The sequence below is a fragment of the Streptomyces albicerus genome, from assembly GCF_008905045.1.
Taxonomy (GTDB): domain Bacteria; phylum Actinomycetota; class Actinomycetes; order Streptomycetales; family Streptomycetaceae; genus Streptomyces; species Streptomyces albicerus.
This window is the reverse complement of record NZ_VWMY01000033.1, coordinates 47031-69728: the sequence shown is the minus strand read 5'-3', so window position 1 is coordinate 69728 and position 22698 is coordinate 47031. Positions and strand designations below refer to the sequence as shown.

Annotated in this window: 30 protein-coding genes and 1 tRNA gene; 26 read left to right on the top strand and 5 right to left on the bottom strand. The window is 69.4% G+C overall.

Annotated features, from left to right (window positions below; translation table 11 throughout):
• Positions 1-2: 2 nt before the first annotated feature.
• From GAS53_RS28790 to GAS53_RS28690, 20 genes are all read left to right on the top strand, one after another.
• Positions 3-1142: a phage minor capsid protein gene (locus GAS53_RS28790; protein ID WP_151480632.1), complete on the top strand. Its 1140-nt coding sequence runs from the start codon at positions 3-5 to the stop codon at positions 1140-1142.
• Positions 1143-1330: 188 nt separating this feature from the next.
• Positions 1331-2059: a hypothetical protein gene (locus GAS53_RS55365; RefSeq protein WP_192583329.1), complete on the top strand. Its 729-nt coding sequence runs from the start codon at positions 1331-1333 to the stop codon at positions 2057-2059.
• 48 nt (positions 2060-2107) lie between these two features.
• Complete coding sequence (locus tag GAS53_RS28775; protein ID WP_151480630.1) at positions 2108-3052, top strand: SU10 major capsid protein; 945 nt, start codon at positions 2108-2110, stop codon at positions 3050-3052.
• Positions 3053-3073: 21 nt separating this feature from the next.
• The gene (locus GAS53_RS28770) at positions 3074-3430 is read left to right on the top strand and encodes a hypothetical protein (RefSeq protein WP_151480629.1); all 357 of its coding nucleotides are present in this window, start codon (positions 3074-3076) and stop codon (positions 3428-3430) included.
• On the top strand, positions 3427-3930 hold the full coding sequence (locus GAS53_RS28765) for a hypothetical protein (protein WP_151480628.1): 504 nt from the start codon (positions 3427-3429) through the stop codon (positions 3928-3930). Before GAS53_RS28770 ends, GAS53_RS28765 begins: the two co-directional genes overlap by 4 nt.
• 12 nt (positions 3931-3942) lie before the next feature.
• On the top strand, positions 3943-4374 hold the full coding sequence (locus GAS53_RS28760; protein WP_151480627.1) for a hypothetical protein: 432 nt from the start codon (positions 3943-3945) through the stop codon (positions 4372-4374).
• Positions 4374-4697 (top strand): hypothetical protein, encoded by a 324-nt coding sequence (locus GAS53_RS28755; protein ID WP_151480626.1) that lies wholly within the window; start codon positions 4374-4376, stop codon positions 4695-4697. Before GAS53_RS28760 ends, GAS53_RS28755 begins: the two co-directional genes overlap by 1 nt.
• Positions 4694-5044 carry a hypothetical protein gene (locus GAS53_RS28750; RefSeq protein ID WP_151480625.1) on the top strand — a complete coding sequence of 117 codons (351 nt, stop codon included), beginning with the start codon at positions 4694-4696 and terminating at the stop codon, positions 5042-5044. Before GAS53_RS28755 ends, GAS53_RS28750 begins: the two co-directional genes overlap by 4 nt.
• On the top strand, positions 5037-5462 hold the full coding sequence (locus tag GAS53_RS28745) for a minor capsid protein (protein ID WP_151480624.1): 426 nt from the start codon (positions 5037-5039) through the stop codon (positions 5460-5462). Before GAS53_RS28750 ends, GAS53_RS28745 begins: the two co-directional genes overlap by 8 nt.
• Before the next feature lie 70 nt (positions 5463-5532).
• Positions 5533-5958 (top strand): phage tail tube protein, encoded by a 426-nt coding sequence (locus GAS53_RS28740; protein WP_151480623.1) that lies wholly within the window; start codon positions 5533-5535, stop codon positions 5956-5958.
• Positions 5955-6434 (top strand): hypothetical protein, encoded by a 480-nt coding sequence (locus tag GAS53_RS28735; protein WP_151480622.1) that lies wholly within the window; start codon positions 5955-5957, stop codon positions 6432-6434. The genes GAS53_RS28740 and GAS53_RS28735 overlap by 4 nt, the downstream gene beginning before the upstream one ends.
• A gap of 151 nt (positions 6435-6585) precedes the next feature.
• The gene (locus tag GAS53_RS28730; RefSeq protein ID WP_225859140.1) at positions 6586-8808 is read left to right on the top strand and encodes a phage tail protein; all 2223 of its coding nucleotides are present in this window, start codon (positions 6586-6588) and stop codon (positions 8806-8808) included.
• Positions 8809-9807 carry a phage tail family protein gene (locus tag GAS53_RS28725; RefSeq protein WP_151480620.1) on the top strand — a complete coding sequence of 333 codons (999 nt, stop codon included), beginning with the start codon at positions 8809-8811 and terminating at the stop codon, positions 9805-9807. It begins immediately after the preceding gene.
• A gap of 10 nt (positions 9808-9817) precedes the next feature.
• Entirely contained in the window at positions 9818-10972 is a 1155-nt protein-coding gene (locus tag GAS53_RS28720) for a siphovirus ReqiPepy6 Gp37-like family protein (protein WP_151480619.1), read from the top strand.
• 2 nt (positions 10973-10974) lie between these two features.
• Positions 10975-11910: a hypothetical protein gene (locus GAS53_RS28715; protein ID WP_151480618.1), complete on the top strand. Its 936-nt coding sequence runs from the start codon at positions 10975-10977 to the stop codon at positions 11908-11910.
• 2 nt (positions 11911-11912) lie between these two features.
• Entirely contained in the window at positions 11913-13694 is a 1782-nt protein-coding gene (locus GAS53_RS28710) for a right-handed parallel beta-helix repeat-containing protein (protein ID WP_151480617.1), read from the top strand.
• Positions 13695-13764: 70 nt separating this feature from the next.
• A complete protein-coding gene (locus GAS53_RS28705) occupies positions 13765-13968 on the top strand; it encodes a hypothetical protein (protein WP_151480616.1) in 204 nt (67 codons plus the stop codon).
• Positions 13968-14798, top strand: coding sequence for an N-acetylmuramoyl-L-alanine amidase (locus GAS53_RS28700; protein ID WP_151480615.1), 831 nt, complete (start codon positions 13968-13970; stop codon positions 14796-14798). Before GAS53_RS28705 ends, GAS53_RS28700 begins: the two co-directional genes overlap by 1 nt.
• 3 nt (positions 14799-14801) lie before the next feature.
• A complete protein-coding gene (locus tag GAS53_RS28695) occupies positions 14802-15032 on the top strand; it encodes a hypothetical protein (RefSeq protein ID WP_151480614.1) in 231 nt (76 codons plus the stop codon).
• A gap of 83 nt (positions 15033-15115) precedes the next feature.
• Positions 15116-15280 carry a hypothetical protein gene (locus tag GAS53_RS28690; RefSeq protein WP_225859139.1) on the top strand — a complete coding sequence of 55 codons (165 nt, stop codon included), beginning with the start codon at positions 15116-15118 and terminating at the stop codon, positions 15278-15280.
• Between the two features lie 51 nt (positions 15281-15331).
• Here GAS53_RS28690 and GAS53_RS28685 read toward each other — a convergent pair whose 3' ends face one another.
• Genes GAS53_RS28685 through GAS53_RS28675 form a run of 3 tightly spaced genes read right to left on the bottom strand, consistent with a single transcriptional unit; the run spans position 15332 to position 16970 of the window.
• Positions 15332-16186 carry a helix-turn-helix domain-containing protein gene (locus tag GAS53_RS28685; protein ID WP_151480613.1) on the bottom strand — a complete coding sequence of 285 codons (855 nt, stop codon included), beginning with the start codon at positions 16184-16186 and terminating at the stop codon, positions 15332-15334.
• 27 nt (positions 16187-16213) lie between these two features.
• Complete coding sequence (locus tag GAS53_RS28680) at positions 16214-16738, bottom strand: DUF6879 family protein (RefSeq protein ID WP_151480612.1); 525 nt, start codon at positions 16736-16738, stop codon at positions 16214-16216.
• On the bottom strand, positions 16710-16970 hold the full coding sequence (locus tag GAS53_RS28675; RefSeq protein ID WP_151480710.1) for a hypothetical protein: 261 nt from the start codon (positions 16968-16970) through the stop codon (positions 16710-16712). Before GAS53_RS28675 ends, GAS53_RS28680 begins: the two co-directional genes overlap by 29 nt.
• Before the next feature lie 230 nt (positions 16971-17200).
• Here GAS53_RS28675 and GAS53_RS28670 point away from each other — a divergent pair, with 230 nt between their 5' ends.
• Both GAS53_RS28670 and GAS53_RS28665 read left to right on the top strand, forming a co-directional pair.
• Complete coding sequence (locus GAS53_RS28670) at positions 17201-17617, top strand: DUF6415 family natural product biosynthesis protein (protein ID WP_151480611.1); 417 nt, start codon at positions 17201-17203, stop codon at positions 17615-17617.
• Complete coding sequence (locus GAS53_RS28665) at positions 17601-18005, top strand: hypothetical protein (RefSeq protein ID WP_151480610.1); 405 nt, start codon at positions 17601-17603, stop codon at positions 18003-18005. Before GAS53_RS28670 ends, GAS53_RS28665 begins: the two co-directional genes overlap by 17 nt.
• A gap of 73 nt (positions 18006-18078) precedes the next feature.
• Here the strand turns inward: GAS53_RS28665 and GAS53_RS28660 are convergent, their stop codons facing one another.
• On the bottom strand, positions 18079-18312 hold the full coding sequence (locus GAS53_RS28660) for a helix-turn-helix domain-containing protein (protein WP_225859138.1): 234 nt from the start codon (positions 18310-18312) through the stop codon (positions 18079-18081).
• Positions 18313-18952: 640 nt separating this feature from the next.
• Positions 18953-19024: transfer RNA gene (locus tag GAS53_RS28655), tRNA-Val, on the bottom strand.
• 255 nt (positions 19025-19279) lie between these two features.
• Here GAS53_RS28655 and GAS53_RS28650 point away from each other — a divergent pair.
• The 4 genes from GAS53_RS28650 to GAS53_RS28635 all read left to right on the top strand — a co-directional run bounded on the left by GAS53_RS28650 (position 19280) and on the right by GAS53_RS28635 (position 22639).
• On the top strand, positions 19280-20068 hold the full coding sequence (locus GAS53_RS28650; RefSeq protein ID WP_151480709.1) for a DUF4097 family beta strand repeat-containing protein: 789 nt from the start codon (positions 19280-19282) through the stop codon (positions 20066-20068).
• 74 nt (positions 20069-20142) lie between these two features.
• Entirely contained in the window at positions 20143-21561 is a 1419-nt protein-coding gene (locus GAS53_RS28645) for a hypothetical protein (RefSeq protein WP_151480608.1), read from the top strand.
• A gap of 175 nt (positions 21562-21736) precedes the next feature.
• Positions 21737-22405 carry a DUF4383 domain-containing protein gene (locus GAS53_RS28640; RefSeq protein ID WP_151480607.1) on the top strand — a complete coding sequence of 223 codons (669 nt, stop codon included), beginning with the start codon at positions 21737-21739 and terminating at the stop codon, positions 22403-22405.
• Between the two features lie 9 nt (positions 22406-22414).
• Positions 22415-22639, top strand: a complete 225-nt coding sequence (locus GAS53_RS28635) for an FmdB family zinc ribbon protein (protein WP_151480606.1) — start codon at positions 22415-22417, stop codon at positions 22637-22639.
• Positions 22640-22698 lie beyond the last annotated feature (59 nt).

Genomic DNA, 22698 nt, shown 5'->3' with positions numbered 1-22698 from the left:
CGATGCCGGTGTCGCCCGCGATGGCCGAGAATCTCGCCGCCGCCGTGCGCAAGCTGTATGACGACGCGGAGCTGACGCTGATCGACAAGCTGCGCCAGGCCCTCGAGGACGGTCTTGAGTCGCCGCTGTGGGCGGAGATCAAGCTGCGCTCCATCGGTGACCTGCGCGCGGCGGTCGAGGAGGTCACCGAGGCGCTCCAGGCCGACGCGAACGGGGCTGTTGCCGAGGCCCTTGCCACCGCGTACGGGCGCGGGCGCCAGGCCGCGGTTGCCGAGCTCGGCGCGCTGGACATCGGCCGCGAGCTCCAGGCCCGCCGCCAGCTACCGAACGCACCCGCCGTAGATCGGCTCGCCGCATCGTGGGCGGCCGACACGCGCCCGCTGTACGCCCGCATCACCCGCGCGGTCGTCGACTTCTTCCGGAACACCGTCACGCGAGTGTCCGCGAGCGTGCTGCTCGGCACGATGACCCGACGGCAGGCCAGCCAGCAGGCGTTGAACCGGTTCGCGAGTCGTGGCGTGTCCGGGTTCACCGACTCGGCCGGCCGCAACTGGGAGCTCGGCGCGTACGCGGAGATGGCCGTGCGCAGTGTGACCGCCCGGGCGGCGATCGAGGGTCACACGGACGTGCTCGCGGAGCTCGGCGTCGGGCTGGTCATCGTCTCGGACGCCCCGCTGGAGTGCGAGCTGTGCCGCCCGTGGGAAGGCGAAGTGCTCTCCCTCGACGGACCACCCGGACCGCGCACCGTGCAGGCCGAGCACGCGATCCAGGACGGCGGCCTCTTCTCGCCGACCCGCACAGTCCCGGTGCACGTCGTCGGCTCCCTGCTGGAGGCCCGTGGCGCTGGGCTGTTCCACCCGAACTGCCGCCACAGCCTCAGCGCCTACCTGCCGGGCGTGACCACGCGGCCACCGCACCACGGAACCCCGGGCACGACGTACGAGGACACGCAGCGGCAGCGGGCCATCGAGCGGCACATCCGCGCGTGGAAGCGCCGCCAGGCCGCAGCCATGGACGAGGCCGCGCGCCGCCGCGCAGGGCAGTTCGTGCGCAAGTGGCAGGCCGAGGCCCGCAAGAACGTGGCCGCGCACCCGGACCTGCGCCGCAAGCCGCAGCGCGAACAGATCGGCGCCGCTCGCTGACGTCTGGTCGGAGCACAAGGCCCCGCAGCTACTGGTCCGAACCGCGGAGCCATGCGCGGACCCGCTCAACAAGCCCGGGCCACTTGCCGACCGATTTCCCCGAAACGGGGAAACGACACAGGTCCGCACCACGCTTCCCGGCACCCGCCGCACGGCGACCGCCGGATTATCCCGCACGGGAGAACACCATGCAGTTCCCTTTCAAGCACCCGCTCGCTACGCACTCCCCGCTGGACGTGCTCGGTCGTCGCCGCAACGGCTCGCCGATCTACGCCATCGCGGGTGGCAACGGCGAGGGCGAAGGCGGATCCGGTGGAACGCCACCGGCCGTACCGCCCGCCGGTAACCCGCCTCCTCCGGGCACCCCGCCCGCGACACCTCCGGCTACTCCTCCGGCCCCGCCTGCCGAGGGCGGCGAGGGCACGGACTGGAAGGCCGAGGCCCGCAAGTGGGAGGACCGCGCCAAGGCCAACAAGACCGCGGTGGACGAGCTCGCCGCGCTCAAGGCCTCGCAGATGACCGAGCAGGAGAAGGCCGTCGCCGCGGCAGAGAAGCAGGGCCGCACGGCCGCTCTCTCCGAGGCAGCGCCCCAGATCGCTCAGGCTCGTCTCGAAGCCACAGCCGCCCGTGCAGGCGTCGACCTCAGCGAGTTCGCCGAGTTCATCGACCTCGGCAAGTTCGTCGGCGAGGACGGCACGGTCAACGACAAGGCCATCAAGGCAGCCGTCGAGAAGTTCGCCAAGCTCGCCCCCGCCAAGGGCCCCGGACGCTCCGGAGGCGACCTCGGCGGCGGCTCCGGCGACACCGCGCCGTCCCTCGACAAGGAGATCGCGCAGGCCAAGGCCGACGGCAACTGGCGCCGGGTGATGCAGCTGGAGAACTCCAAGCTCGCCGCCGTCGAGGCAGCCCAGCAGTAATCCGGGCCGGCACATGGCCGCGCCCCATCACACAGAAGGAGAGTGGCCATGGCCGGAATCACCGCGCTTGGCACCACGTACAACCTGCCGAACTACACCGGCATCCTCCACCAGCTCACCCCGTCGGACACCCCGTTCTTCTCCGCCATCGGCGGACTGACGGGCGGTGGGCAGACCGACGCGATCGAGTTCGAGTGGCAGACCTACGACCTGCGCGCCGCAGGCCAGAACACCAAGCTGGAAGGCGCGGACGCCCCCGGCGAGGAAGAGCGCGTCCGGGCGCGCGTCGACAACATCGTGCAGATCCACCACGAGACCGTCGGCGTCAGCTACACGAAGCTCGCCGCGACGCAGGCGAAGGCCGGCATCAACAACGCCGAGCGGAACACCATCCTGAACGAGCTCGACTGGCAGGTCGAGCAGATGCTGAAGCAGATGGTCAGGGACGTCGAGTTCAGCTTCATCCAGGGCACCTACCTGAAGCCCGCGAACAACCTCACTGCCCGCCGGACCCGGGGCATTCTCGAGGCCATCGTCACGAACGTCATCGCGAACGCCCCGGCGGCCGCGCTGACCGAGGACATGGTCCTGGACCTGCTCCAGATGGCATGGGACAACGGCGGCATCCAGGAGTCCGAGACCGCGACCCTGCTGACGAACAGCACGCAGAAGCGGGCCCTGACGAAGATCTTCGTCACGGACAAGAACTACCAGGAGCAGTCGCGCACCGTCGGCGGTGTCCGCGTCCAGACGATCGAGACGGACTTCGGCACGCTCAACATCATGCTGGACCGGCACATGCCTGCCGACCAGCTCGCCGTGGTGTCCCTGGAGCAGTGCATGCCCGTGTACGAGGAGATCCCGGGCAAGGGCCACTTCTTCGCCGAGCCGCTCGCGCGCACCGGCGCGAAGGACCGCACGCAGCTGTACGGCGAGGTCGGTCTCGCGTACGGCAACGAGCGCACCCACGGCAAGATCACGGGCCTGCTCTAAGGCCGGGAAGAGGTAGCGATCATGGCTGTGCTGAAGTGCGAGCGGCACCCGCAGATGCAGGTGAACACCCCGGCCGGGACCGTCCGGTTCGTGGACGGCGTGGCTGAGGCGACCGACGAGCAGGCGGACGCCGTGGCGGACGTGGCCGAGGAGTACGGAATCGAGCTGGCGGACGAGCCGGACGAGGACCCGCCGGGTGGTGGTGAGGGGAGCGGCAGCGGGCCGGAGGACATCAAGCCTCCGGCCCGTTCCGCGTCCAAGGCCGAGTGGGCAGAGTACGCCCGCTCGCAGGCCAAGGACTCCGACGAGGTCAACGAGATCAACCTGCTCACCAAGGAGCAGCTGATCGAGCAGTACGGCGGGGGTGACGCGGCATGACGCTGAGCACGAAGCTGGCTTTGAGTCTGGACAGCACGCTCGCCGAGGCGCTGGACCTGGTCACCCCGCGCGCCCCGCTGAAGTTCTCGAAGGCGATCTCTCTGGCCTCCGGGACTGGGGCCAATCAGGCGGACAAGATCTTCGCCGACACCCGGACGCTCGCCGCGTCCGCGACGGAGAACCTCGACCTCGCCGGAGTCCTCACGGATGCGTTCGGAGCGACGCTGACGTTCGCCCGGATCAAGCTGCTCCTCGTGTCGGCGGCAGCCGGGAACACGAACAACGTCAACGTCATCCGCGAGGCCACCAACGGGGTGCCCCTGTTCCTGGCGGCCGGGGACGGCATCCCGGTCCGCCCGGGCGGCGCGTTCCTGTGGGTCGCTCCGGACGTGGCCGGCGCCCCGGTGACCCCGGCCACGGGCGACCTGCTGACGTTCACCAACAGCGCCGCCGGTACGCCCGTCACGTACGACGTCGTCATCATCGGCGCGTCTGCGTAAGGAGGATGTCCGGTGGCGTACGCGACATCAGCCGAGTACCAGACGTACACCGGGCAGACCCCGCCGGCCGACATTGACCGGCTCCTGGCGCGGGCGTCGGAGCTCCTCGACTCCGACGTCCTGCTGGGCGCGGTGTACGACGTCGACGCGAGCGGGCTGCCGACCGACGCCGACGTGATCAAGGCGTTCTCCGACGCCACGTGCGCGCAGGTGGAGTACTGGGAGGAGGAGGGCGAGGAGAGCGACGTCTCCGGCCGCACGGCGGAGGAGGTTGCGCTCGGTAGCGCACGGATCAAGTACGGTGCGCGCAGTTCTGCCTCGTCCGGCGCCGGCGGCGGTCAGCCGGTGGTGGCGCCCCGGGTGTGGAGGTCGCTGACGGCTCCGAAGCTGGCCGGTTACCCGTCGGGTACACGGAAGCTGACCCTCGGTGTGGTGGTGACCTGATGGGCCGCCGACTGCCACGCCGCTGGTTGCAGCACTCGGTGACGGTAGAGCCGTACGAGGGCAGCAGCGCGCGGGGCCCGGTGTACGGCGAGCCTGTCGCGGTGCTGTGTTTCCTCGAGGAGAAGAACCGCATGGTCCGCGCGGCCGACGGCAACGAGGTGGTCTCCTCGGCGAGGTTCTTCTGCCGTCTGGACGCGGTCACCGCGCCGCCTGAGTCCCGCGTCACCTTGCCGGACGGCCGGGTCACCACTGTGCTCGTCCAGGCCCGGCATGATGCGGGCGGTCTGCCGCTTCCGCAGCACCTGGAGGTGAGCCTCGTATGACCCAGTACACGCGCTTCGAGTTTGACGGGATGCGGCTATGGACGTCCCGGGGCCGACGTCTCGCCTCTGAAGGCCTGGAGAAGGGACTGGAGCACGTCCTTGGGGTCTCCAAGACTCAAGTCCCGCTCGACGAGAGCACCCTGGAGAGGTCCGGCAAGGTTCATGTGGACGGCCTCGACGGGGCGATCTCGTACGACACCGTCTACGCGAAGCGCCAGCACGAAGAGATGGACTGGAAGCACCTGCCAGGCCGGAAGGCGAAGTACCTCGAAGATCCGATGAACTCGGAGCGGGACGTGGTGCTTCAACTGATGGCCGTGGATCTGCGGAGGTGGTTCCGTGGCTGACACTCTCCTCGACGGCCTCGCCCGCCACCTCGAAGGCAAGGCCCTGCTCACCTACGACCCCGACGGCACCGCCGGGGACTGCGCCCTCGAGCACATGCCGTCCGGCCCGGACGAGGTAGTCGTCCTGACGCTGTACGGCGGCCCGGAGCCAGACGGAAAGCTCGGCTACGACGAGCCGAACTTGCAGGTGAAGGTACGAGGAACGGCCGACCCGCAGGTCTCCCGCGACCGCTGCAAGGCCATCTACGACGAGCTACACGGCCTCGGGCCGGTCACCCTGCCGGACGGGACCCAGTTGCTCTCCTGCTTCGCGATCCAGGCCCGGCCCGCGTCTCTCGGTGTCGACGCGAACGGCCGTCACGAACACGTCGTGAACTACCGGCTGTACGTGCGGTCGATCACGACACACCGCGTCTGACCCTCCCCCCTTTCCCGTAGCCCGTACGCCTCCGCGTGACGGGCGCTTCGTCATGTATGGAGGAACCATCGTGGCCATCTACGACGCCCGAGCCATCGAGTTCGAGATCGAGGACCCGGACGCCCCGGGGACGTGGGTCCCGATCGGCGAGATCAACACGCTCACCATCACGACCGGGGAGGAAGTCACCCCGACGACCGTCTTCGGCAGCCAGGGGCAGGCCGAGTCCCAGAAGATGGAGATCAACAAGCAGTTCACCCTTCAGGGCCAGCACGACCCGGCGGACGCCGGTCAGGCCCTGGTGGCGGTCCTGGCCGCACGGCTCAGCGAAGCCAGCCTCGGCGGTTTCCGGTTCGCCTACCCAGGCGACACCGTGTGGAAGGTGTGGAAAGCGCACGTCACCCTCGGCGAGCAGGGCGGCGGGAACAACGCCAAGGGCGCCTTCGCCGCCACCTTCACCCGCTCGGGTGCCGACACCACGGCGGTCAAGGCATGACCGCCCGCAAGCACCCGATCGACGACAGCTTCGACGCGTTCTGGGACGAGCAGCACGGCGGCCACCGCACGACAGTGGTCAAGGGCGTCACCGTGGTCGTACCGAACGACCTGCCGGTCGGGTTCGGCGAGCGATACGCGGCGCTCAGCGACTCCTCCAGCGACGAGGACGTTGCGGAGCTGATCGCCATGCTGTTCGGCGAGGAGGCCGCTGAGAAGTGGCTGGCCCCGCCGAAGATCGGCACACGGCAGCTGATGACCGTCCTTCTGTGGGGCATGGCGCAGGCGTCCGGCGACGACATCACCTTCGCGGAGGCGCTGGAGCGCGTCACGAAGGAGCTCAAGGGAAAAGCCCAGAGCCCGAACCGCGCCGCGAGGAGAGCCGTCTCCAAAAAGCCGTCCGCGAGTACTGGTGGGCAATCGAGGCCGACTTCCGCCGCGAGTACCACCTCCGCCCGGAAGAGCTCGCGCGCCTGACCCGCCGCCAGTTCGCGGTCTACCTCAACGGCCTCTCCCCGCAGTCGGTGTTCCGCCAGGTGGCCGGTGACGAGATCCGTGTGATCGAAGAACCCGACCAGATCAGAGCCGCCCTGCACAGATAACTCAACAGCGGACGGGGGTGCTTCAGGTGTCCTCCCTCGTCATCGGTGATCTGGTCGGCCTGATTCAGGCGGACGACTCCGGCATGCGGCGAGGCCTGTCCGACGCCGAACTGGCCATGCGGGGCTTCCAGCGCGACACCGAGGGCCGCCTGCGCCACCTGAACGGCCAGTTCGCCACCAGCGGCGACCTGATCGCGGCCGGGCTGGCAACGGGCACCAACGAGGGCGACAGGTTCACCCTGTCGCTGGGCCGGATCGCGGGCATGGCCGGCAGCCTCGGTGGGGTTGCGATGTCGGTCGGCCGGATCGCGGCGATGCTCGGCGCAGCTGCTCCGGCCGCCGCTGGTCTGGTCGCCACGCTGGCCAACATCGCTCCTGCGGGCGCGGTCGGGGTCACGGCGATGCTCGCGCTTAAGCAGGCCACGTTCGTCGTCAAGCTCGCGACCCAGGGCATGGACGACGCCCTGTCCGCGGCCCTGGACCCGTCCAAGGCCGAGGAGTTCAACGAGGCCCTCAAGCAGCTCAGCCCGGAGGCGAAGGCCTTCGCGCTCGCCGTACGCGACATCGCCCCCGCATGGAAGGAAGTCCAACAGTCCGTCCAGGACGAGTTCTTCCGCGGGCTCTCCGAGAACTTTGAGCGCACCGCCAAGAGCGTGCTGCCGGTGCTGCGGCGTGAGCTGTTCAACACCGCTACCGCGCTGGGTGACATGGCCGCCGGCGCGATGGGTGCGGCCCGCGAACTGGCGGAGAACGGCACGCTCGGCAAAGCGATGGGCTCGGCCTCCAAGGGGCTGAGCAACCTCAGCGGCCTGCCTGGCATCGTCGTCACGGCGCTGGGACAGATCGCCGCGGCCGCCGGCCCGTCGTTCGAGGGCCTCACTGCGGCGGCCGCGCACTCGGCCAACCAGATCGGCCAGAAGCTGGGCGCCGCGTTCGAGTCCGGACGGATGCAGGACGCCATCCAGGACGCGATCGACCTGATCGGCGACCTGGTCGACGTCGCCATGAACGTCGGCTCCATCATCGGCTCGATCTTCGATGCGGCGTCGGTCTCCGGTGGGGGCCTGATCGGCACGCTGGAGGAGGTCACTGGGGCGCTCGCGGAGGCGTTCGCGTCGCCGGAGGTGCAGGACGGGCTGAAGGCCCTGTTCGGGACCATGGCGTTGATCGCGGAGACCGCGGCTCCGTTGCTGGGGCAGGCGCTTGGTCTGATCGCGCCGATCCTGACCGAGCTTGGTCCGCCGATTCAGGCGCTGGTGGTCGCCCTGGGTGAGGCGCTTCAGCCGATCCTCGCCGCCCTGGGGCCGGTCCTTATCGAGGCAGCCGCAGCGTTCGGCGAGCTGATCATTGCGGCGCTGCCCTTGATCGAACTCGCGAGCGAGCTGATCGTCGCGCTCCTGCCCAGCCTGGTGCCACTGATCCAACTGCTTGCCGAGGTCATCCGCGCCGTTGCCCCCGGCGTACAGATGGTGGCCGAGGGGCTTCAGCTTCTGCTCCTGCCCGTCCTGAGTGACATGGCCGAGTTCATCGGCGAGGTCGTCGTTCCGGCACTCATGATCTTGGTGGATCTGCTGCAGGGCGACTTCTCGTCAGCGCAAGAGGCCGCAGCTGACCTGACCCAACGAATGATCGACTCCCAGGTCCGTGCCTGGAGCGCCTTCCCGGGCAGGGTCAGGGGCTTCGCCCTCGATTTCATGAACCAGACGATCGACTCGGGGCAGCGGGCCGCGAGCGGGATGCTGCGGGCTGTGCGGGGGATGCTCGGCGACGTGGGCGAGCAGCTCGGGCGGCTCCCGGGCATCGCGCGCGCTCAGCTCTCCGGCATCGCCGGAGCCTTGATCGGCGCAGGTCAGGACCTCATCAGTGGGTTCATCGACGGTATTCAGTCGATGATTCCCAGCGTGGAAGGCGTTCTGTCCGGGCTCACCAGCAACCTCCCGGACTGGAAGGGCCCCGCGGACCTGGACGCGAAGATCCTCACCCCAGCCGGACGCCTACTCATCGAAGGGTTCCAGCGCGGCATCGACCTACAAACCCCGTCGCTCCGCAAGCAGTTGCAAGGCCTGACCACGGACCTGCGCGGCATGCCGATGGCTGCCGTTCCAGCGGGCATGGGAGCTCAGCCCAGCGGCAGCGTCTACAGCCCGACCACCACCTACAACCTGACGCAGCGAGAGATGACGCTGCAGGACCTGGAGGCGCTCCAGCGCCGCCAGGAGGCACTCGCTCGACTGGGGAGGCCACGGTAAATGCCGCTGATCGCTGCCCCGGTCACCACCCCGCCGGACCCCGGTGAGCCACCTGCCGGCGGCGGAGGTGGCGGACCCGAACTCGGCCGGCCTTCGGTCACCTACTACGACCCCTCCGGCGGCGTGTGGCCGCTGACGAGCCGCGCGCTGGGCTGGTACACCCTCGCCGACGGCGTGGACGGGCTGGGGGCTGCGCCGTACCAGCTGGCCACGGACGCACACCCGCGCGGGGGCGCTCGGCTGCGCCACGCGCAGGCGCAACCTCGCGCGATCACCTGGCCTCTGCGCGTCTACGGGGCGAACCATCTCGAGTTCGTGGAGCGGTGGCGGCGGCTCGCGGCGGCATTCACCCGCACCTTGCGACCGGGACAGGGGCCCGGGGTGCTGGAGATCGCCCGCCCGGACGGAACCCGCAGGCAGATCGAGGTCTACTACCGGGAGGGCTTCGACGGGCTCGGGAGGAGCACGACGGGCCGGATTGCGGACACCGCGGTCCTCACCCTGTGGTGTGAGGACCCGTACTGGGTGGACCCGGTGTCGGTGATGGTGCACCGCGAGCAGGGAGTGGGCGAAGACTTCCTGGAGCCGTTCCCGTCGGTGTCGTCCAGCCAAGTCCTCGGCGCGACGGTCGTGAACAACCCGAGCGACGTGGTCGTTTGGCCGGAATGGACGATCACCGGCCCCGCGAGTCTGGTCACGTTCACCGTCACGCGGCAGCGCGCCGACGGCACGACGTTCACTGAGTCGTTCGTGCTGAACCCCAGCGCCCCAGCCGTCGGGCACGGGGGCCTCCTCGATGGCCAGAAGGTCGCCGTACGCACCGATCCCGTCCAGGTCCGCTACCAGGACGGCTCGAACTGGATCGGCGCTCTGAACTGGCCGCAAGCGGTGCTTTGGGGCCTGGACCCGGGCGACAACGCGGTGACGTTCCAGCTGGACGGCTCCGGCCCCGGCTCTGCGGTCGACCTGGCCTTCAACCCGAGGTACGAGACCGCGTGAGGGGGTGGCCGTGGCGATCCAGCTCCTCGTCACCAACCAGGCCCTGACCGTGCAGGGCGACCCGCTCGCCGACTGGACGTCGCTGGATGTGACGTTGCGCTTCAACGAGCCCGGCAGCGGCAGCGTGGACCTGGTCGCCCACCCCTACGTGATGAACCAACTCCAGCCCGGCAACCGGCTCGTCGTCATCCGCGACGGGGAGATCTGGATGGCTGGCCCCATGGAGATCCCGCAGGACTTCACATGGGGGATCGGCGGCGAAGGCGAGGCCCCGCCGGGCAAGGTGCGGGTGAACTTCGCCGACGACCTGGCGCGTCCGGCCGGCTATCTCACGTGGCCCGCCCCGGCGTCCGCCTGGAGCGCGCAGCCAGCCACGGCCCGGCAGATCCTGTCCACCAACGCCGAGATCATCATCCGCACGCTCGTCAACGAGAACTGCGGGCCCGGCGCCCTGGTGGCAAGGCGGATCCCGGACTTCGCCCTCGCCACGCTGGCCGGAGTGGGCACCACGACGAGCGTCAACACCCGCCTGGAAGGTCTCCTCGCGACCTGTCGCAGGGTGGCGATCGACGGCGGCGGGTTGGGCTTCCGCACCCGCCAGACCGCCACGCAGATCGAGTTCGAGGTGTATGCGCCGGTCGACCGGACATCGACCGCCCGCTTCAGCGAGGGCCTGGGGAACCTGCGCGCGGTCACCTACAAACTCAGCGCGCCAACGGTGACGCACGCGCTGGTGACCGGCTCGGACCAGGCCACCCCCCGTGCCTACGTCGAGGTCGCCGACACCGCGGCGGCCGCACTGTGGTGGCGCGTCGAGCAGCTCGTCAACGGCAGCGCCGACAACGACACCAACGGCGAGCTCACCCAGGACGGCACCGAGGCCCTCGCGGGCGGGTCAGCGCCGGTGGAACTCGCGACCATCACCGTCGACACCGAGGACTTGAAGGCCGGCCGGGACTACGGCCTCGGCGACCGCGTCACGGTCGCGCTGCCGACCGGGGTGGAAGTGGCCGACCTGGTGCGGTCCATCCACCTGCACGCCACCCCGAACAGCGGCGAGTACGTCACGTCGCTGGTCGGCTCCCCTGAGGCCACCAGTGATCCGCAGATGGTGCGGCTGGTACGTGAGCTCGGCCGCAGGCTCGGCCGACTGGAAGCGAGGTAGCAGTGGCCCAAGATTCTTGGCCGTCACCCGTCCACAACAATCGCAATGTCACGGACGCCGAGTACGAGCAGATGGCCTCGCCCTTCGTGGACAACGGCGTCATCGGTGACCCCACCCTGGAACCGGTCGTCACGGCGGGTGCCGGGCTGACTGTCAACGTCCGGGCCAACCAGGCCGGATCCCTGCGCGGCTTTTTCTGGACGTCCGGCGACGGCGACAGCCTGCCCATCGCGCCCAACGACTCCGGGCAGACCCGCATGGACTGGGTGGTGCTGCGCCTGGACCGCTCGAGCTGGACCGTGCGCGCCGCGATCCGCCAGGGCACCCCGGGCGCGGGAATCCCCGCGCTGGTACAGGACCCGCCAGTGACCGGCGTGTACGAGATTGCCCTGGCCCAGGTGACGCTCCTCAGCGGCGCGGGCTCCGTCACCGTCACCCGCAACGAGCTGTACCTCGGCCGGGGCATCCGGCCACAGCTGTCGGCCCGCCCCAACTCCGTGCCTGGGATTGGGGAGCTGCACTACCAGACCGACACCAAGCGGGTGGTCCTGTGGTACGGCGCAGCCTGGACCACTGTGTCCTCCCGCAGCGACGTCGTCTCCGCCGCGTCGCCCCTGCCCGCGTGGTCGTGGATCGTGGAGCCCGTGCTGGAGCTCCGCAACGGGAGCGTGCACTTCCGCCTGGGCCAGTTCCAGCGCACAGGCGGGGCCCTTGACGGGACCGTCGACAGCCGCCTGCCCGTCCTCATCCCGGCCGAATACCGGCACCCCACCCGCAACGTCTACGCCACCTGCTACATCACCGGCACGCGGATCGGCCGCATCACGATCTATCCCGCCAACCACGCCACGCCAGGCCAGGCATACCTGACACAGAAACCAGATATCGCGACGGGCGATCACGTACAGCCTGGTGACGTCAGTTGGGCGGTGGACTGATCATGGCACGCTCAACATTCGGCGCGAGTCTCGCCGACTACGTGGTCCAGCCCTCCGACGGACTGTGGGCAGTAGCGGCGGGCGCCGTCATCACCTTCTGGGACGACTCCGACGGCGGCACCCAGTACACCGACCTCCTCGACGCTTCCAGCGCCCCGGTCACGCAGGTGACTGCGGACGAGTTCGGGGCCATCCCCGAGTTCTCCGGGCCTGATGGCGTGACGGGCATGTGGGCGGACGCGGGCGGCGCGAGCCGGGCGTGGATCGAGGCGCGCAGCGTCACCAGCGGCGCGACGATCACCCCGTCTGTAAGGGACTGGCTGAACGTCAAGGACTTCGGCGCGCAGGGCGACGGGGCTGCCGACGACACCGCCGCGATCCAGGCCGCGCTCGCTGCCTGCCCGATGGGCGGCATCGTGTACCTGCCCGCGGGCGCGTACCGCACCAGCGCACCGTTGACGATCCCGCCCGCGGTCACCCTGATGGGCACGCACACCAACCTGATGACAGTGGTCGGGCTGGTCGATCCGCCGTGCTACATCGCGCCCCTGGCGTCATTCGTCGGCGACTCCGTCATCAAGTTCCTCGACCAGGCCGAGGGCGGCTACTCCACCATCTCGGCGGAGCACCGCATCCTGAACGTGATGATCGACGGGTCGGCGGTCGCCACCCCGGGCATCGACGGGATCCTGGCCAAGGGCAATATCCAGAACGTCGCCTTGAGGGACGTGACGATCCGCAAGGTCACCGGCGCGGGCATCAACACCCAGTTCAACGCGGGTTTCTTCCCCTACTCGTGGCGCTGCCACCGGGTGATGGTCGACAACTGCGGCTGGCACGGCATCCACATGCAGGTGATGACGGACATCACCCTCATCGACTGCCAGGCCATCGGCAACGGCGCCAACGGTTTCGAGATCAACAACGCCGCCAACTCGCAGGCCATCGGCTGCCGCGCCGAGTGGAACGCGGCAAACGGGTTCCACATCACCGGCGACTGGGCGACCGGCACCGGCTCCGGCGGCATGCTTCTGGGTGACTGCTCGACGGACCGCAACGGGTTCAACGGCGTGCTGATCGACGCGGTCGGCAACGGGCCGATCCAGATCGAGAACCTCCACACCCGGCGCGACGGCCGCAACGGCGGCGCGGGCGGCGGCAACTACGCGGGCTTGGCCTGTAACGCCGCGACCGTGCCCGTAGTCGTCGGCCTGGTCACCTGTTACCCGGGCGTGGACGACAACGGCACCCAGACCAACTCGCCGATGTTCGGCGCCCGTTTCACCGGCTGCACCTACGTGTCCGTCTCCTCCGGGTTCCTGCACGCCGCTACCGACGGCTGGAGTGACGGCGGCGGCAACACGGTCCTGCGCCGCGGCCCGAACATTGGCGAACGGACGGGCCCGACCAACGCCCCGGTCGATGTGTTCAACGAGGGCTGGGAAGCCGCGGGTTACGCCATCCTCGGCTCTGGCCAGTCCAACGGCCAGTGGAGCGTCTGGTCGGGACAGGCGAAGGCCCTCAACCTCGGCGCTGTCGGCGGTGGCATCGCGATCGCTGAGGGCCTCAACGGCCGTCAGGGCGTGGCCGCTTTGGTGGGCGGTACGGTCACCGTCCCGAACACCAGCGTGACCGCGACCACCCGCGTCGACCACTTCCGGCAGGAGCCGGGCGGCACGCTCGGACACCTGTCGGTCACCAAGGATCCCGGCGTCGGCTTCACGATCACGTCGGATGAGGCGGAAACGTCCGTCATCGCCTGGGTCCTGTTCGAAGCCGCGTAGTCGCTCGTCCGACCAACCACCGCAGCCCCGAGCCGTCCGGCCGGGGCCTTTCTCATGCCCTGGAGGGCCCATGGCTCAGCATCCGATCCCGCCCGACCTCGGGCAGAAGGCCTATGCCGCGTACGGCGAGACGACTGGCGGGCGCACGCACGACGGTCGGGCGATGCCTGCGTGGGAGGACCTCGGCGAGGAGATCCAAACCGCGTGGACCGTCGCTGCGCGTGTGTCGTATCAGGCGGGCTGGCACTCCGCACCGCGAACGGGGGACCGCTGATGAAGCTCGTCACCCGCGCTGCGTGGGGAGCGCGCGCCTACCGCACACCGAACGGGGCGACGCCGTACAGCCGAGCCCGCCGCGGCGTGAAGCTGCACTACCTCGGCACGGCCTACACGGACCGCGCGCACGACAAGTGCGACGACTACGTGCGGCAGATCCAGGCGCAGCACATGGACGGAAACGGCTGGTCGGACATCGGCTACAGCTTCGTCGTCTGCACCCACGGCTCCGTGTACGAGGGCCGCGGCCTGCGCCGCCGGAACTCCGCGAACGGCACCACCACACTGAACGAGCAGGACTACGCAGTCCTTTTGATGGTCGGCTCCTCCGGGCTGACCAAGCCGCCGGACGCGCAGCTGCACGGCGCCCGCGACGCCATCGAGTACTGCCGCACGGAAGGGCCGGCCGGATCGTGGATCGGCGGCCACCGCGACGGCCACGCGACCACGTGCCCTGGCGATGTCATCTACGCGTGGGCGCAGAAGGGCGCGCCCCGCCCGGGCGGCGGAAAGCCCGTGGAGACGAGGCCCGGCACGGCCCGGCCGGTCGTCGACCTCTCGAAGCTCCTCGCCGCGGCGAAGGCGGACCCGCCGAAGAGTGGCACCCCTGTCTCGTACGCGGGCGTCAAGGTCGTCGAGAACGCCCTCGTCGCCGAAGGCCTCCTCGCGCGCTCGCTCGCGGACGGCCACTTTGGCACCGCGACTCAGGCCGCCTACGGGCTGTGGCAGATGCGCTGCGGCTGGCGCGGCGACGACGCCGACGGGCTGCCTGGCAAAAGCAGTCTCAGCAAGCTCGGCGCGCGCCGTGGCTTTGATGTGAAGGAATGATGCATGAATAGCAAACTGGTGCTCGATTTGGCTGAGCGCGCGGGGTGGACCGGCGCTGAGGCTGCTCTCGGCCTGGCGGTCGTCGAGGTTGCAGATCTTCCCGTGTGGTGGGCGGCTCCTGTGGCGCTTGTGGCAGCGTCGGCGAAGTCGTGGGTGGCCGGTCGGCTTGGCCGGAAGGGCACCGCTTCAACCCTTCCCGCCAGCAAAGACCCGGCTTCGCAGGTCTTCGGGTGACCGCCTCTTCGGACCCTGGGGTCTACATCAGTTCGGCGCAGATGTATCAGGAGATGAGATCCCTGCACGACGCCGTAACCCGCATGGACACGAAGCTGGACGGACTCGCCAGCCAGGGCGCCCAGATCCAAGACCATGAGACCCGCCTCCGCTCGCTGGAGCAGCGCCGGTGGCCGCTTCAGACGGTGAGCATCGTCGCGGGCGCCATCGGCGCTGGTACGGGCTTGTTCGCGCTCCTCGGCCGCTGAATCGCCCCCTCTCGCCTTCGGGCGGGAGGGGGCCTTTCGTCATGCCCTGGGTCAGCGCAGCGCGTCGATAGCCTTCACGATCAGGGCGCGTGCGTCGCCGCCGTACACGGCCATGTTCCGCAGCCGCTCGAAGGCCTTCAGGTACAGGACGATCTCCGAGGGCTGGGTGATATTCACCTCGGCCGAGAGGAACTCCACCGAGACGAGGGTGTCGTCGTAGACGTGGAAGGTCTCGATCGGCCACTGGCTCCGCCCAGGTGTGGCCATGGGCACGATTCCCAGGGACACCTGCGGCAGGGCACCGGAGGTGAGGAGGTAGCCGAGTTGTGCGGCCATCGCGTCGGCGTCCCCCAGCTGCGAGTAGAGGACGGCCTCCTCGATGACCATGACGAAGTGGTGCCCCGGTTCGTGGATGATCCGCGAGCGATCGACGCGGGCGGCGGCTGCCGCGGCACCATCGTTGATCGGGATGTCACGGAAGTCGGCGATGTTGCTGAGCAGCGCGGCCGCGTATCCCTCTGTCTGCAGGAGGCCCGGCACCATGGTTGAGGAGTAGATGCGGAAGAGGCTGGTCTCGTGGAAGAACTCGACGACGCTGTCCTGCAATTGCTTCATACCGCGGCGTAGTTGGTGGCGCCACTCGCGGTACATCGACTCAGCGTTCAGCGACTGGGCGATCAGGTCCTCGGCCTGCTCGGCTACCTGGCAGGCGGCGGCCCAGGCGCGGATGTCCTTGGCTGAGGGCGCGGTGAGGGCGTTCTCGATGCGCGACGTCTTGGCATGGTGCCAGCCGCACTGGCTGGCCAGCTCAACGACCGTCAGTCCGGCGCTCTTTCGGATGTCACGCAGCCGGAGCGCGACGACTTCCCGGGCTGCCTGGGCAGCCGAGGACGGAGAGATGGGCATGTGAGCTGGCCTGTCCGGTGCGTGCTGTCAGTGGATCTCGTACTGGTCGTGCGGGATACCTCGAGACCAGACGGCCTCGAAGGCCTCGGCGCACAGCTTGGCGGAGGCCGGATCGTTGGTGATCTCCTCGCCCGTCCACGATCCGTCACCGGCGAAGTGGTTCCAGTGGACCCACTCGTCATCGAACAGCCAGAAGTCGTTTCCTGGCAGGGCGATGTCTGATGCTCGGCGGCGGGGCAGCCACCGGATCTGTTCGCCGGCGGCGACATTGGTGAACGTGTTGTCGTACAGGAAGCGGGTGTACTCGCTGACCGGTTCGGACACGATCCGCGCCCGGCGTACCTCGGCGCCGCGGGCGACGGTGTCCTGGATCAGGTCCAGCCAGGGACGCCACCAGGACTCACGGTCGGCGGGGTCGTGGCGGAACCCTGCCCGCCAGTCGGCGAAGGGCCCTTCTTCGTAGTCGACCGCGTAGGAATCGCGCATCTCGAGGTGCACGGCCCGCCGGCAGTTGGCGATCAGGTCATCGAAGGCTGGCACGCTCGACGGCATCGCACGCCTCCCTGAGCATCTGCGCCATCCTTGCCGGAATCCGGATCACTGCCTCGCCCTCGGGGATTCCCGTTCCGTGGCCCGGTACCTCGAAGGCGGCGCATTCCGCCTCCAGTTCGGACCCCGCCTCCCATCCCTGGATGACGATCTCTAGCTTCTCCTGGTGGACCCAGACGGTGGGACTCTGCTTGTCCCCGGTGTTCGGGTCGATGCCGATGAACAGTAGCGGCATGGCTTCCTCCATCCACGGATTGTGCAGTTGTGTGCACTACCGTCGCCCCGGTGGACTAGCCGGTCAAGACCGCCTCGGCAGTGATCGACAGTCCGAGTGAGCACCCTGCACAGATCTGCACATCGTTGGCAGTGCCGCACATCACACTCCTAGCGTCGGGTGGGAAAAGAAAACCCCGGCGAGGCGGTGGAACCTCCCGGGGCGTGGCCGACGCTGCAAGGAGCGCCCACATGAGGCAAAGTACAGCCCACCCGCCCGAGGTAGAAACACGGCCGCTGGACCTCTCGCTGATGCGCGAGACCGCGCAGATCCTCCTCGGCCCCGACGCCGCCCCGGACGCGATGCCCCCGGCCGCCAGCGAGTTGGACACGCTCACCGGCACACTGCGCGGGCACCTGGAGCTGCTGGCCCCGGAGGTCGAACAGGTAGCCGACAGGTACCACGAGGACAGCATCCCTCGGTACTGCGCACTGGCCTGCATCGCAGAGGTGCGCGGCAAGCTCCGGGCGGAGCCCGGTCCTGGCCTGAGCGGCGCTGCTGCCTACGCCCGGCGCCTCGCACGGGTGTTGAGCGCCCTGTGCGACCACTACGAGAACCTGCTCGACGGGCTGGCGACGGTGGAGGAGTCCGATGACGCTCACAGTTGACCCCTCCACCGATGAGGCAGTCGAGCCGTCCCTCAGCGAGCGGCTGCTCGCCTCGACCTCTGACCCGCGTCAGCGGGTAGCGGTGGCAGCGCTCGCCGAGGAGGGTCACATCCTCGCGCGGAAGTCCGTACAGGAGGCCATCGTCTGGGAGCCCGGCGACGGGACGACACGCTGCACATGGGAGCACGTGGTGGGCCGCCTCTACGGCCTCGGCCTGGAGGACGATGAGCGCGCGTTCCTCGACCTCGTGCTCTCGATTGCAGGCGTCGGGCACCAGACCAGCCTCGTCCGCTTCATGGATCTGGACGAGCGCCGTACCGCGATCGTCCTGCGGGCAATCGTCCAGTTGTCCAACTGCGACACGCTCGCGGTGGGCACGCGGACCTGATGCTCTCGCCGCCGGCCCCGTGGCCGACCGCGAGAAGGGCGGCCGCCCCGCATGTCCCGTGGGCGGTCGCCCGTCACCTCACGAGTTCAGCGAGGGGCACGCCGATGACGGAGGCGATCGCCAACAGGGTGTCGATCGTCGGGTTGCCATCGCCGGCCTCGATGTCCTGGTAGTAGCTGCGGTTCATCGGGACGGCGAGGAAGACGGCCTCTTGGGTGAGGTTGTGGGTCATACGCGCGTCTCGGATTGCCCTGCCGATGCGCTGCCGGTCGTGAAGCCATGGGTCTTCGGTCAGGTCGCTGGACACTCGACAAACGCTCTGACCTGCGTGATTATTAGTCAGCCTGGTGTCACCAGGCTTTATGTGATCATGGATATGTCACCGCAAGCGTGAGCGATCGCCGGACTCGTCTGTGTGGTCCCCGCCGTGCCGCGTTGAAGCCGCGGTGGCCGCCTAAGCAAGCTGGGGGCTCGTGCTCCAGGCACATGCCACCCCCCAGCCCGAACGCCCGCTCCGGCTCGACCGGTTGCGGGCAGGATGATGCGCGTGGTGTACCTCTGTCCGCCGCGATGCGTCATCCATCGCTCTGACTCGGTCAGAGCACGCCGCCCCACCCCCTCGCCGGGGTGGGGCGGTCTACGTTTGCCTCAGACGACCCCCGCCGAGTAGGTCGGCGGGGGTCGCCGCCCGCGAGCCGGGCCTCCCCGCCCGGACACCGCAGGTGACGACGAGCCTCTGTCTGGCGCGCATTGGGGAGCTGCGCCGTCCTCGTCCTGCTGGGAACTCTAGGTGGCGTCTACCGCCAATTCAGTCACCCATTCGAGTGATCGGAAGTGCAAGATCGCTGGGGGTTGTGGACTTTTAGTGGACTTTGATCACAGGGACGGCCCCTCGGAGATCACTCCGGGGGGCCGCTTTACTGCGTTGACCTGCTACTTAGGCCCGGTGGGCGCGGACGGTTTCGAACCGCCGACATCCGCCTTGTAAGGGCGGCGCTCTACCACTGAGCTACGCGCCCGGGACGAGTCGACAGCCTACATTGCCCGGGGCAGTGCCCCGCAAACCCGTATCCGGTCCCGGAAACCGGGACCGGCCGGCGGTTCTGTGGCATGCGGGGGTTTACCCCACCCCGGATCCGGGAGTGGTCCGGATCCCCCGGCAAGGCCCGGCTCCGTACGGTCGAAGAGTGTCCAGGCCACACCGTGCGGCCGAGGACATCCGAATCAGGGGGAATCCCGCCATGAGCACTCGTCATCGTCCTTCGGCCGGTCGTATGCGGCCTTCGGGCAGGTCCGTCACCACCCGTCGTCGCCGGCTTTCACTCGCCGCCGCTGGAGCGGGGGTCGTCGCCGTCGGTCTGCTCGCCTCCGGGTGTGGGGCCAGTGCCGGGGACGACAAGGATCCGGAGAAGGGTTCGTTCGCGCTCAGTGGTCGGACGCTGACCGTCGACTCCGACGACTCCGCGCTTGAGCTGGTCGCCGCGGATGTCGACAAGGTGCAGGTCACTCGGTGGTTCGAGGGCCAGGTCGCCATCGGCGGGGACCCAAAGGTCACCTGGGCCATGAAGGACGACACGCTCAAGCTCCGTATGCACTGCTCGGGCGTGGTCGCCGATTGCTCGGCCAAGCACCGGATCGAGGTGCCGCGCGGCGTGGCGGTCACCGTGAAGGACGACGACGGCAGTGTGCGGGCCAGCGGCTTCAAGGAGGCGCTGAGCATCCAGGCGAGTGACGGCTCCGTACGGGTCGAGGACGCCTCGGGACCGCTCACGCTGCGTACCGACGACGGTTCGGTCAAGGCGACGGGCATCGACTCCCGGCGGGTGGACGTGAACACGCGGGACGGCTCGGTGCGGCTCGACCTCACCGCCGTACCGGACCGGGTCTCGGCACGCGGGCAGGACGGTTCCCTGACCATCGGGCTGCCGGACGCGACGTACCGCGTCACGGCGGATACAGACGACGGGGGCGTGGATGTTTCAGTACCCCGTGACGAGCGCAGTTCGCATGTGGTGTCCGCCCACACGCAGGACGGGAAAGTCACGGTGCGTACCGCGAACTAACCGGCCCGTGTGTTCGTCCTTACCTGGTGGGAGAATGACACCGGGCAAGGCGGATGACAGCACGGGAGAGGGATGTGACGGCGACACCTTCGCAGCCGTACACGCCGTTTGTGCCATGCGCACAGCAACTACCTCGCCCCCGTGCCGGGTTCAGGGCCACGGGGGCGCGCGGTGCTGGCCGTGACCTGCTGGCCCTGGTGCTCCTCCCGCTCCCGCTGCTCGCCCTCACACTGCCCGCCGCGTTCGCCGGCGGCGGCACGCGTCGCTGGTTCGGCGGACGCTCCGAGAGCCAGCGGGCCGAGGCACAGGCGGCGAAGGACGCCGCGGCGGCCGCGTTCTACGAACTCGACACGGCGCAGCGTGACCTGCGGATCTCCATCGAGACCATCACGGCCGTCGACGACTCCCCCGCCGCCCGGCGCGCGGTCTCCGGCTTCGAGACGCTCGGCCGCCATATCGACGAGGCCAGCAGTACGTACATCAGCGCGGTCGACGCCCACGACCTCGACCGCGACGACCTCGAGGCCTCCGTCGCCGCCCACGCCCGCACCGAGCTGACCAAGGCCAAGGAGGAGCTGGCCCGGGTCAAGAAGGAGCTGGACCGCTTCGAGGAGGGGCTCGGGCCGCTCCTCGGCAAGGCCGAGACCCAGCTGGCCCGCCTCGCCCCGGCCGTCGAGCGGGCCCGCCAGTCCCTGCTCGCCGCGTCGAACGCGCTCGATGCCGTACGGGGCTCGGGGCTAAAGGCGGACGACCTCGCCGCCCGCCTCGCCGCCCTCGGCCCCGACCTGACCAAGCTCAACCAGGGCGCCGGGCAGCACGGCGTGCCCGAGACGCTGGAGCGCGCCGACCGGGTCGCGCGGGACGCGGAGGCGGTGCGCGCGGAGGCCGAGCGGCTGCCGGAGCGGGCCGCCGAGATCGACCGCCGTCTCGTCTCGCTGCGTACGCGCGCGCAGGCCCTCACCACCCGCTCCGGACAGGTGGACCCGGTGCTCAGCGAGCTGCGGCGCCGGTTCACGGCCGCGTGCTGGCAGGACCTGCAGCACGTACCGGACCAGGCCGCGGAGACCGTGCGGCAGGCCGAGCGGAAGCTGGCGGAGGCGCGGTCCGCGCGTGAGGAGCAGCGGTGGGCGGACGCGACGTCGCTGTTGTCCACGGTTCGGGCGCTGCTGAACACGACCGATGAGGCCGTGTCCGCGGCCGGGGACCGGTTGCGGCGACTGAATGAGGTGTCGAAGGACCCGCAGCGGGAGATCGACCGTACGCGGTTCGCGATCCGGGATGCGCAGCGGTTGGCGATGGCCGGGCGCCATACGCCCGACCCCCGGCATGCGCGGCCTCTTGATGACTCGGTGACTCGTCTGGAGCGGGCGATCGGGACGTTGGAGGGGCGGCACCCTGATTACTGGCATTTCCTGACCGAGCTGGAGGCCGTGCGGGGGACTGTGACTCGGGTGGTTTCGCAGATTCGGGAGGAGCGTGGGGGCGGGGCGTGACCGCTCCGCGCGAGGGCCGGTGATCGCGAGGGCCGGTGGTGACGTGCGGGCCGTCGCGGGCTGGTCGCGCAGTTCCTCGCGCCCCTACGGGGCCCTCCTACACGTTGGCGTTACGGCCTTTCCGGGCGGATGCTGAGGATACGCACGGCCTCCGCTCGCGCCCGAGGAGGCGGACATGGTCACGCACGTGCTTCGTACGGCCCCGAGGCGGCGGATCAGGCTCGATGAGCGTCTGCCGGTCGACCATCGCCTCAGCAGGTTCTACCGGATCGGCGCCGGGCTGATGGGTCTCGTGCTGCTCGCCTTCGGGATCCTGGGGGTGATCGACAAGGTCGGCTTCTTCGACACCCGCGGGGACACGGTCGCGGGGCTGAACACGAACGGCGCGCTCAGCGTGCTGTCGATCTGCGTCGGGCTGCTGCTCTTCGTCGGCATGGTGATCGGCGGTAACTTCGCCTCGACGCTCAACATGGTGCTCGGAGTCCTCTTCATCCTCAGCGGCTTCGTGAACCTCGCCCTCCTCGAAACGGGCCTCAACTTCCTCGCCTTCCGCATCCAGAATGTGCTGTTCAGCTTTGTGGTCGGAGTGCTGTTGATGTTCTTCGGGATGTACGGGCGAGTCGGCTCGGCCCTGCCGCACGACAACCCGTACTGGCGGGCCCGCCACCCCGAACAGGCCGCCCGCGAGCAGCGACTCAGGGCAGGGCTCCGGGCGAGGGCCCTGACCAGGGCGGCCAAGGCAACCAATGCAACCGGAGCGGCCAGAGCGGCCTCGGTCGAGCGCGACGCCACTCCCCCGGCAGGCGAAGCCACTCCCATGGGAGACGAGGGGAGCACCCGCTAACCTGTGCCCATGCCTCGCTACGAGTACCGCTGCCGGACCTGCGGCGACACCTTCGAGAAGAGCCGTCCGATGGCCGAGTCGTCCGCCCCCGCGGCCTGCCCCGCCGGCCACGACGACACGGTGAAGCTGCTGTCGACGGTCGCGGTCGGCGGCTCGGCCGCGGCCCCCGCGCCCCGCGCGAGCGGCGGCAGCGGAGGCGGAGGCGGCTGCTGCGGCGGGGGCTGCTGCAGCTGACTCCGGACTTCATGGCTTCCGGGGTTGACCGCCCGGAACCTTGCGGTCGACCTCAGGGT

Bases quoted from the DNA above. Each gene is read 5' to 3' on its own strand.
- GAS53_RS28650 (WP_151480709.1), top strand. From the start codon at position 19,280: ATGCGGCCTTCGGGCAGGTCCGTCACCACCCGTCGTCGCCGGCTTTCA.
- GAS53_RS28705 (WP_151480616.1), top strand. From the start codon at position 13,765: ATGGCTCAGCATCCGATCCCGCCCGACCTCGGGCAGAAGGCCTATGCC.
- GAS53_RS28695 (WP_151480614.1), top strand. From the start codon at position 14,802: ATGAATAGCAAACTGGTGCTCGATTTGGCTGAGCGCGCGGGGTGGACC.
- GAS53_RS28675 (WP_151480710.1), bottom strand. From the start codon at position 16,970: ATGCCGCTACTGTTCATCGGCATCGACCCGAACACCGGGGACAAGCAG.
- GAS53_RS28635 (WP_151480606.1), top strand. From the start codon at position 22,415: ATGCCTCGCTACGAGTACCGCTGCCGGACCTGCGGCGACACCTTCGAG.
- GAS53_RS55365 (WP_192583329.1), top strand. From the start codon at position 1,331: ATGCAGTTCCCTTTCAAGCACCCGCTCGCTACGCACTCCCCGCTGGAC.
- GAS53_RS28670 (WP_151480611.1), top strand. From the start codon at position 17,201: ATGAGGCAAAGTACAGCCCACCCGCCCGAGGTAGAAACACGGCCGCTG.
- GAS53_RS28665 (WP_151480610.1), top strand. From the start codon at position 17,601: ATGACGCTCACAGTTGACCCCTCCACCGATGAGGCAGTCGAGCCGTCC.
- GAS53_RS28790 (WP_151480632.1), top strand. From the start codon at position 3: ATGCCGGTGTCGCCCGCGATGGCCGAGAATCTCGCCGCCGCCGTGCGC.
- GAS53_RS28700 (WP_151480615.1), top strand. From the start codon at position 13,968: ATGAAGCTCGTCACCCGCGCTGCGTGGGGAGCGCGCGCCTACCGCACA.
- GAS53_RS28710 (WP_151480617.1), top strand. From the start codon at position 11,913: ATGGCACGCTCAACATTCGGCGCGAGTCTCGCCGACTACGTGGTCCAG.
- GAS53_RS28765 (WP_151480628.1), top strand. From the start codon at position 3,427: ATGACGCTGAGCACGAAGCTGGCTTTGAGTCTGGACAGCACGCTCGCC.
- GAS53_RS28640 (WP_151480607.1), top strand. From the start codon at position 21,737: ATGGTCACGCACGTGCTTCGTACGGCCCCGAGGCGGCGGATCAGGCTC.
- GAS53_RS28750 (WP_151480625.1), top strand. From the start codon at position 4,694: ATGACCCAGTACACGCGCTTCGAGTTTGACGGGATGCGGCTATGGACG.
- GAS53_RS28725 (WP_151480620.1), top strand. From the start codon at position 8,809: ATGCCGCTGATCGCTGCCCCGGTCACCACCCCGCCGGACCCCGGTGAG.
- GAS53_RS28735 (WP_151480622.1), top strand. From the start codon at position 5,955: ATGACCGCCCGCAAGCACCCGATCGACGACAGCTTCGACGCGTTCTGG.
- GAS53_RS28770 (WP_151480629.1), top strand. From the start codon at position 3,074: ATGGCTGTGCTGAAGTGCGAGCGGCACCCGCAGATGCAGGTGAACACC.
- GAS53_RS28690 (WP_225859139.1), top strand. From the start codon at position 15,116: ATGGACACGAAGCTGGACGGACTCGCCAGCCAGGGCGCCCAGATCCAA.
- GAS53_RS28775 (WP_151480630.1), top strand. From the start codon at position 2,108: ATGGCCGGAATCACCGCGCTTGGCACCACGTACAACCTGCCGAACTAC.
- GAS53_RS28680 (WP_151480612.1), bottom strand. From the start codon at position 16,738: ATGCCGTCGAGCGTGCCAGCCTTCGATGACCTGATCGCCAACTGCCGG.
- GAS53_RS28685 (WP_151480613.1), bottom strand. From the start codon at position 16,186: ATGCCCATCTCTCCGTCCTCGGCTGCCCAGGCAGCCCGGGAAGTCGTC.
- GAS53_RS28755 (WP_151480626.1), top strand. From the start codon at position 4,374: ATGGGCCGCCGACTGCCACGCCGCTGGTTGCAGCACTCGGTGACGGTA.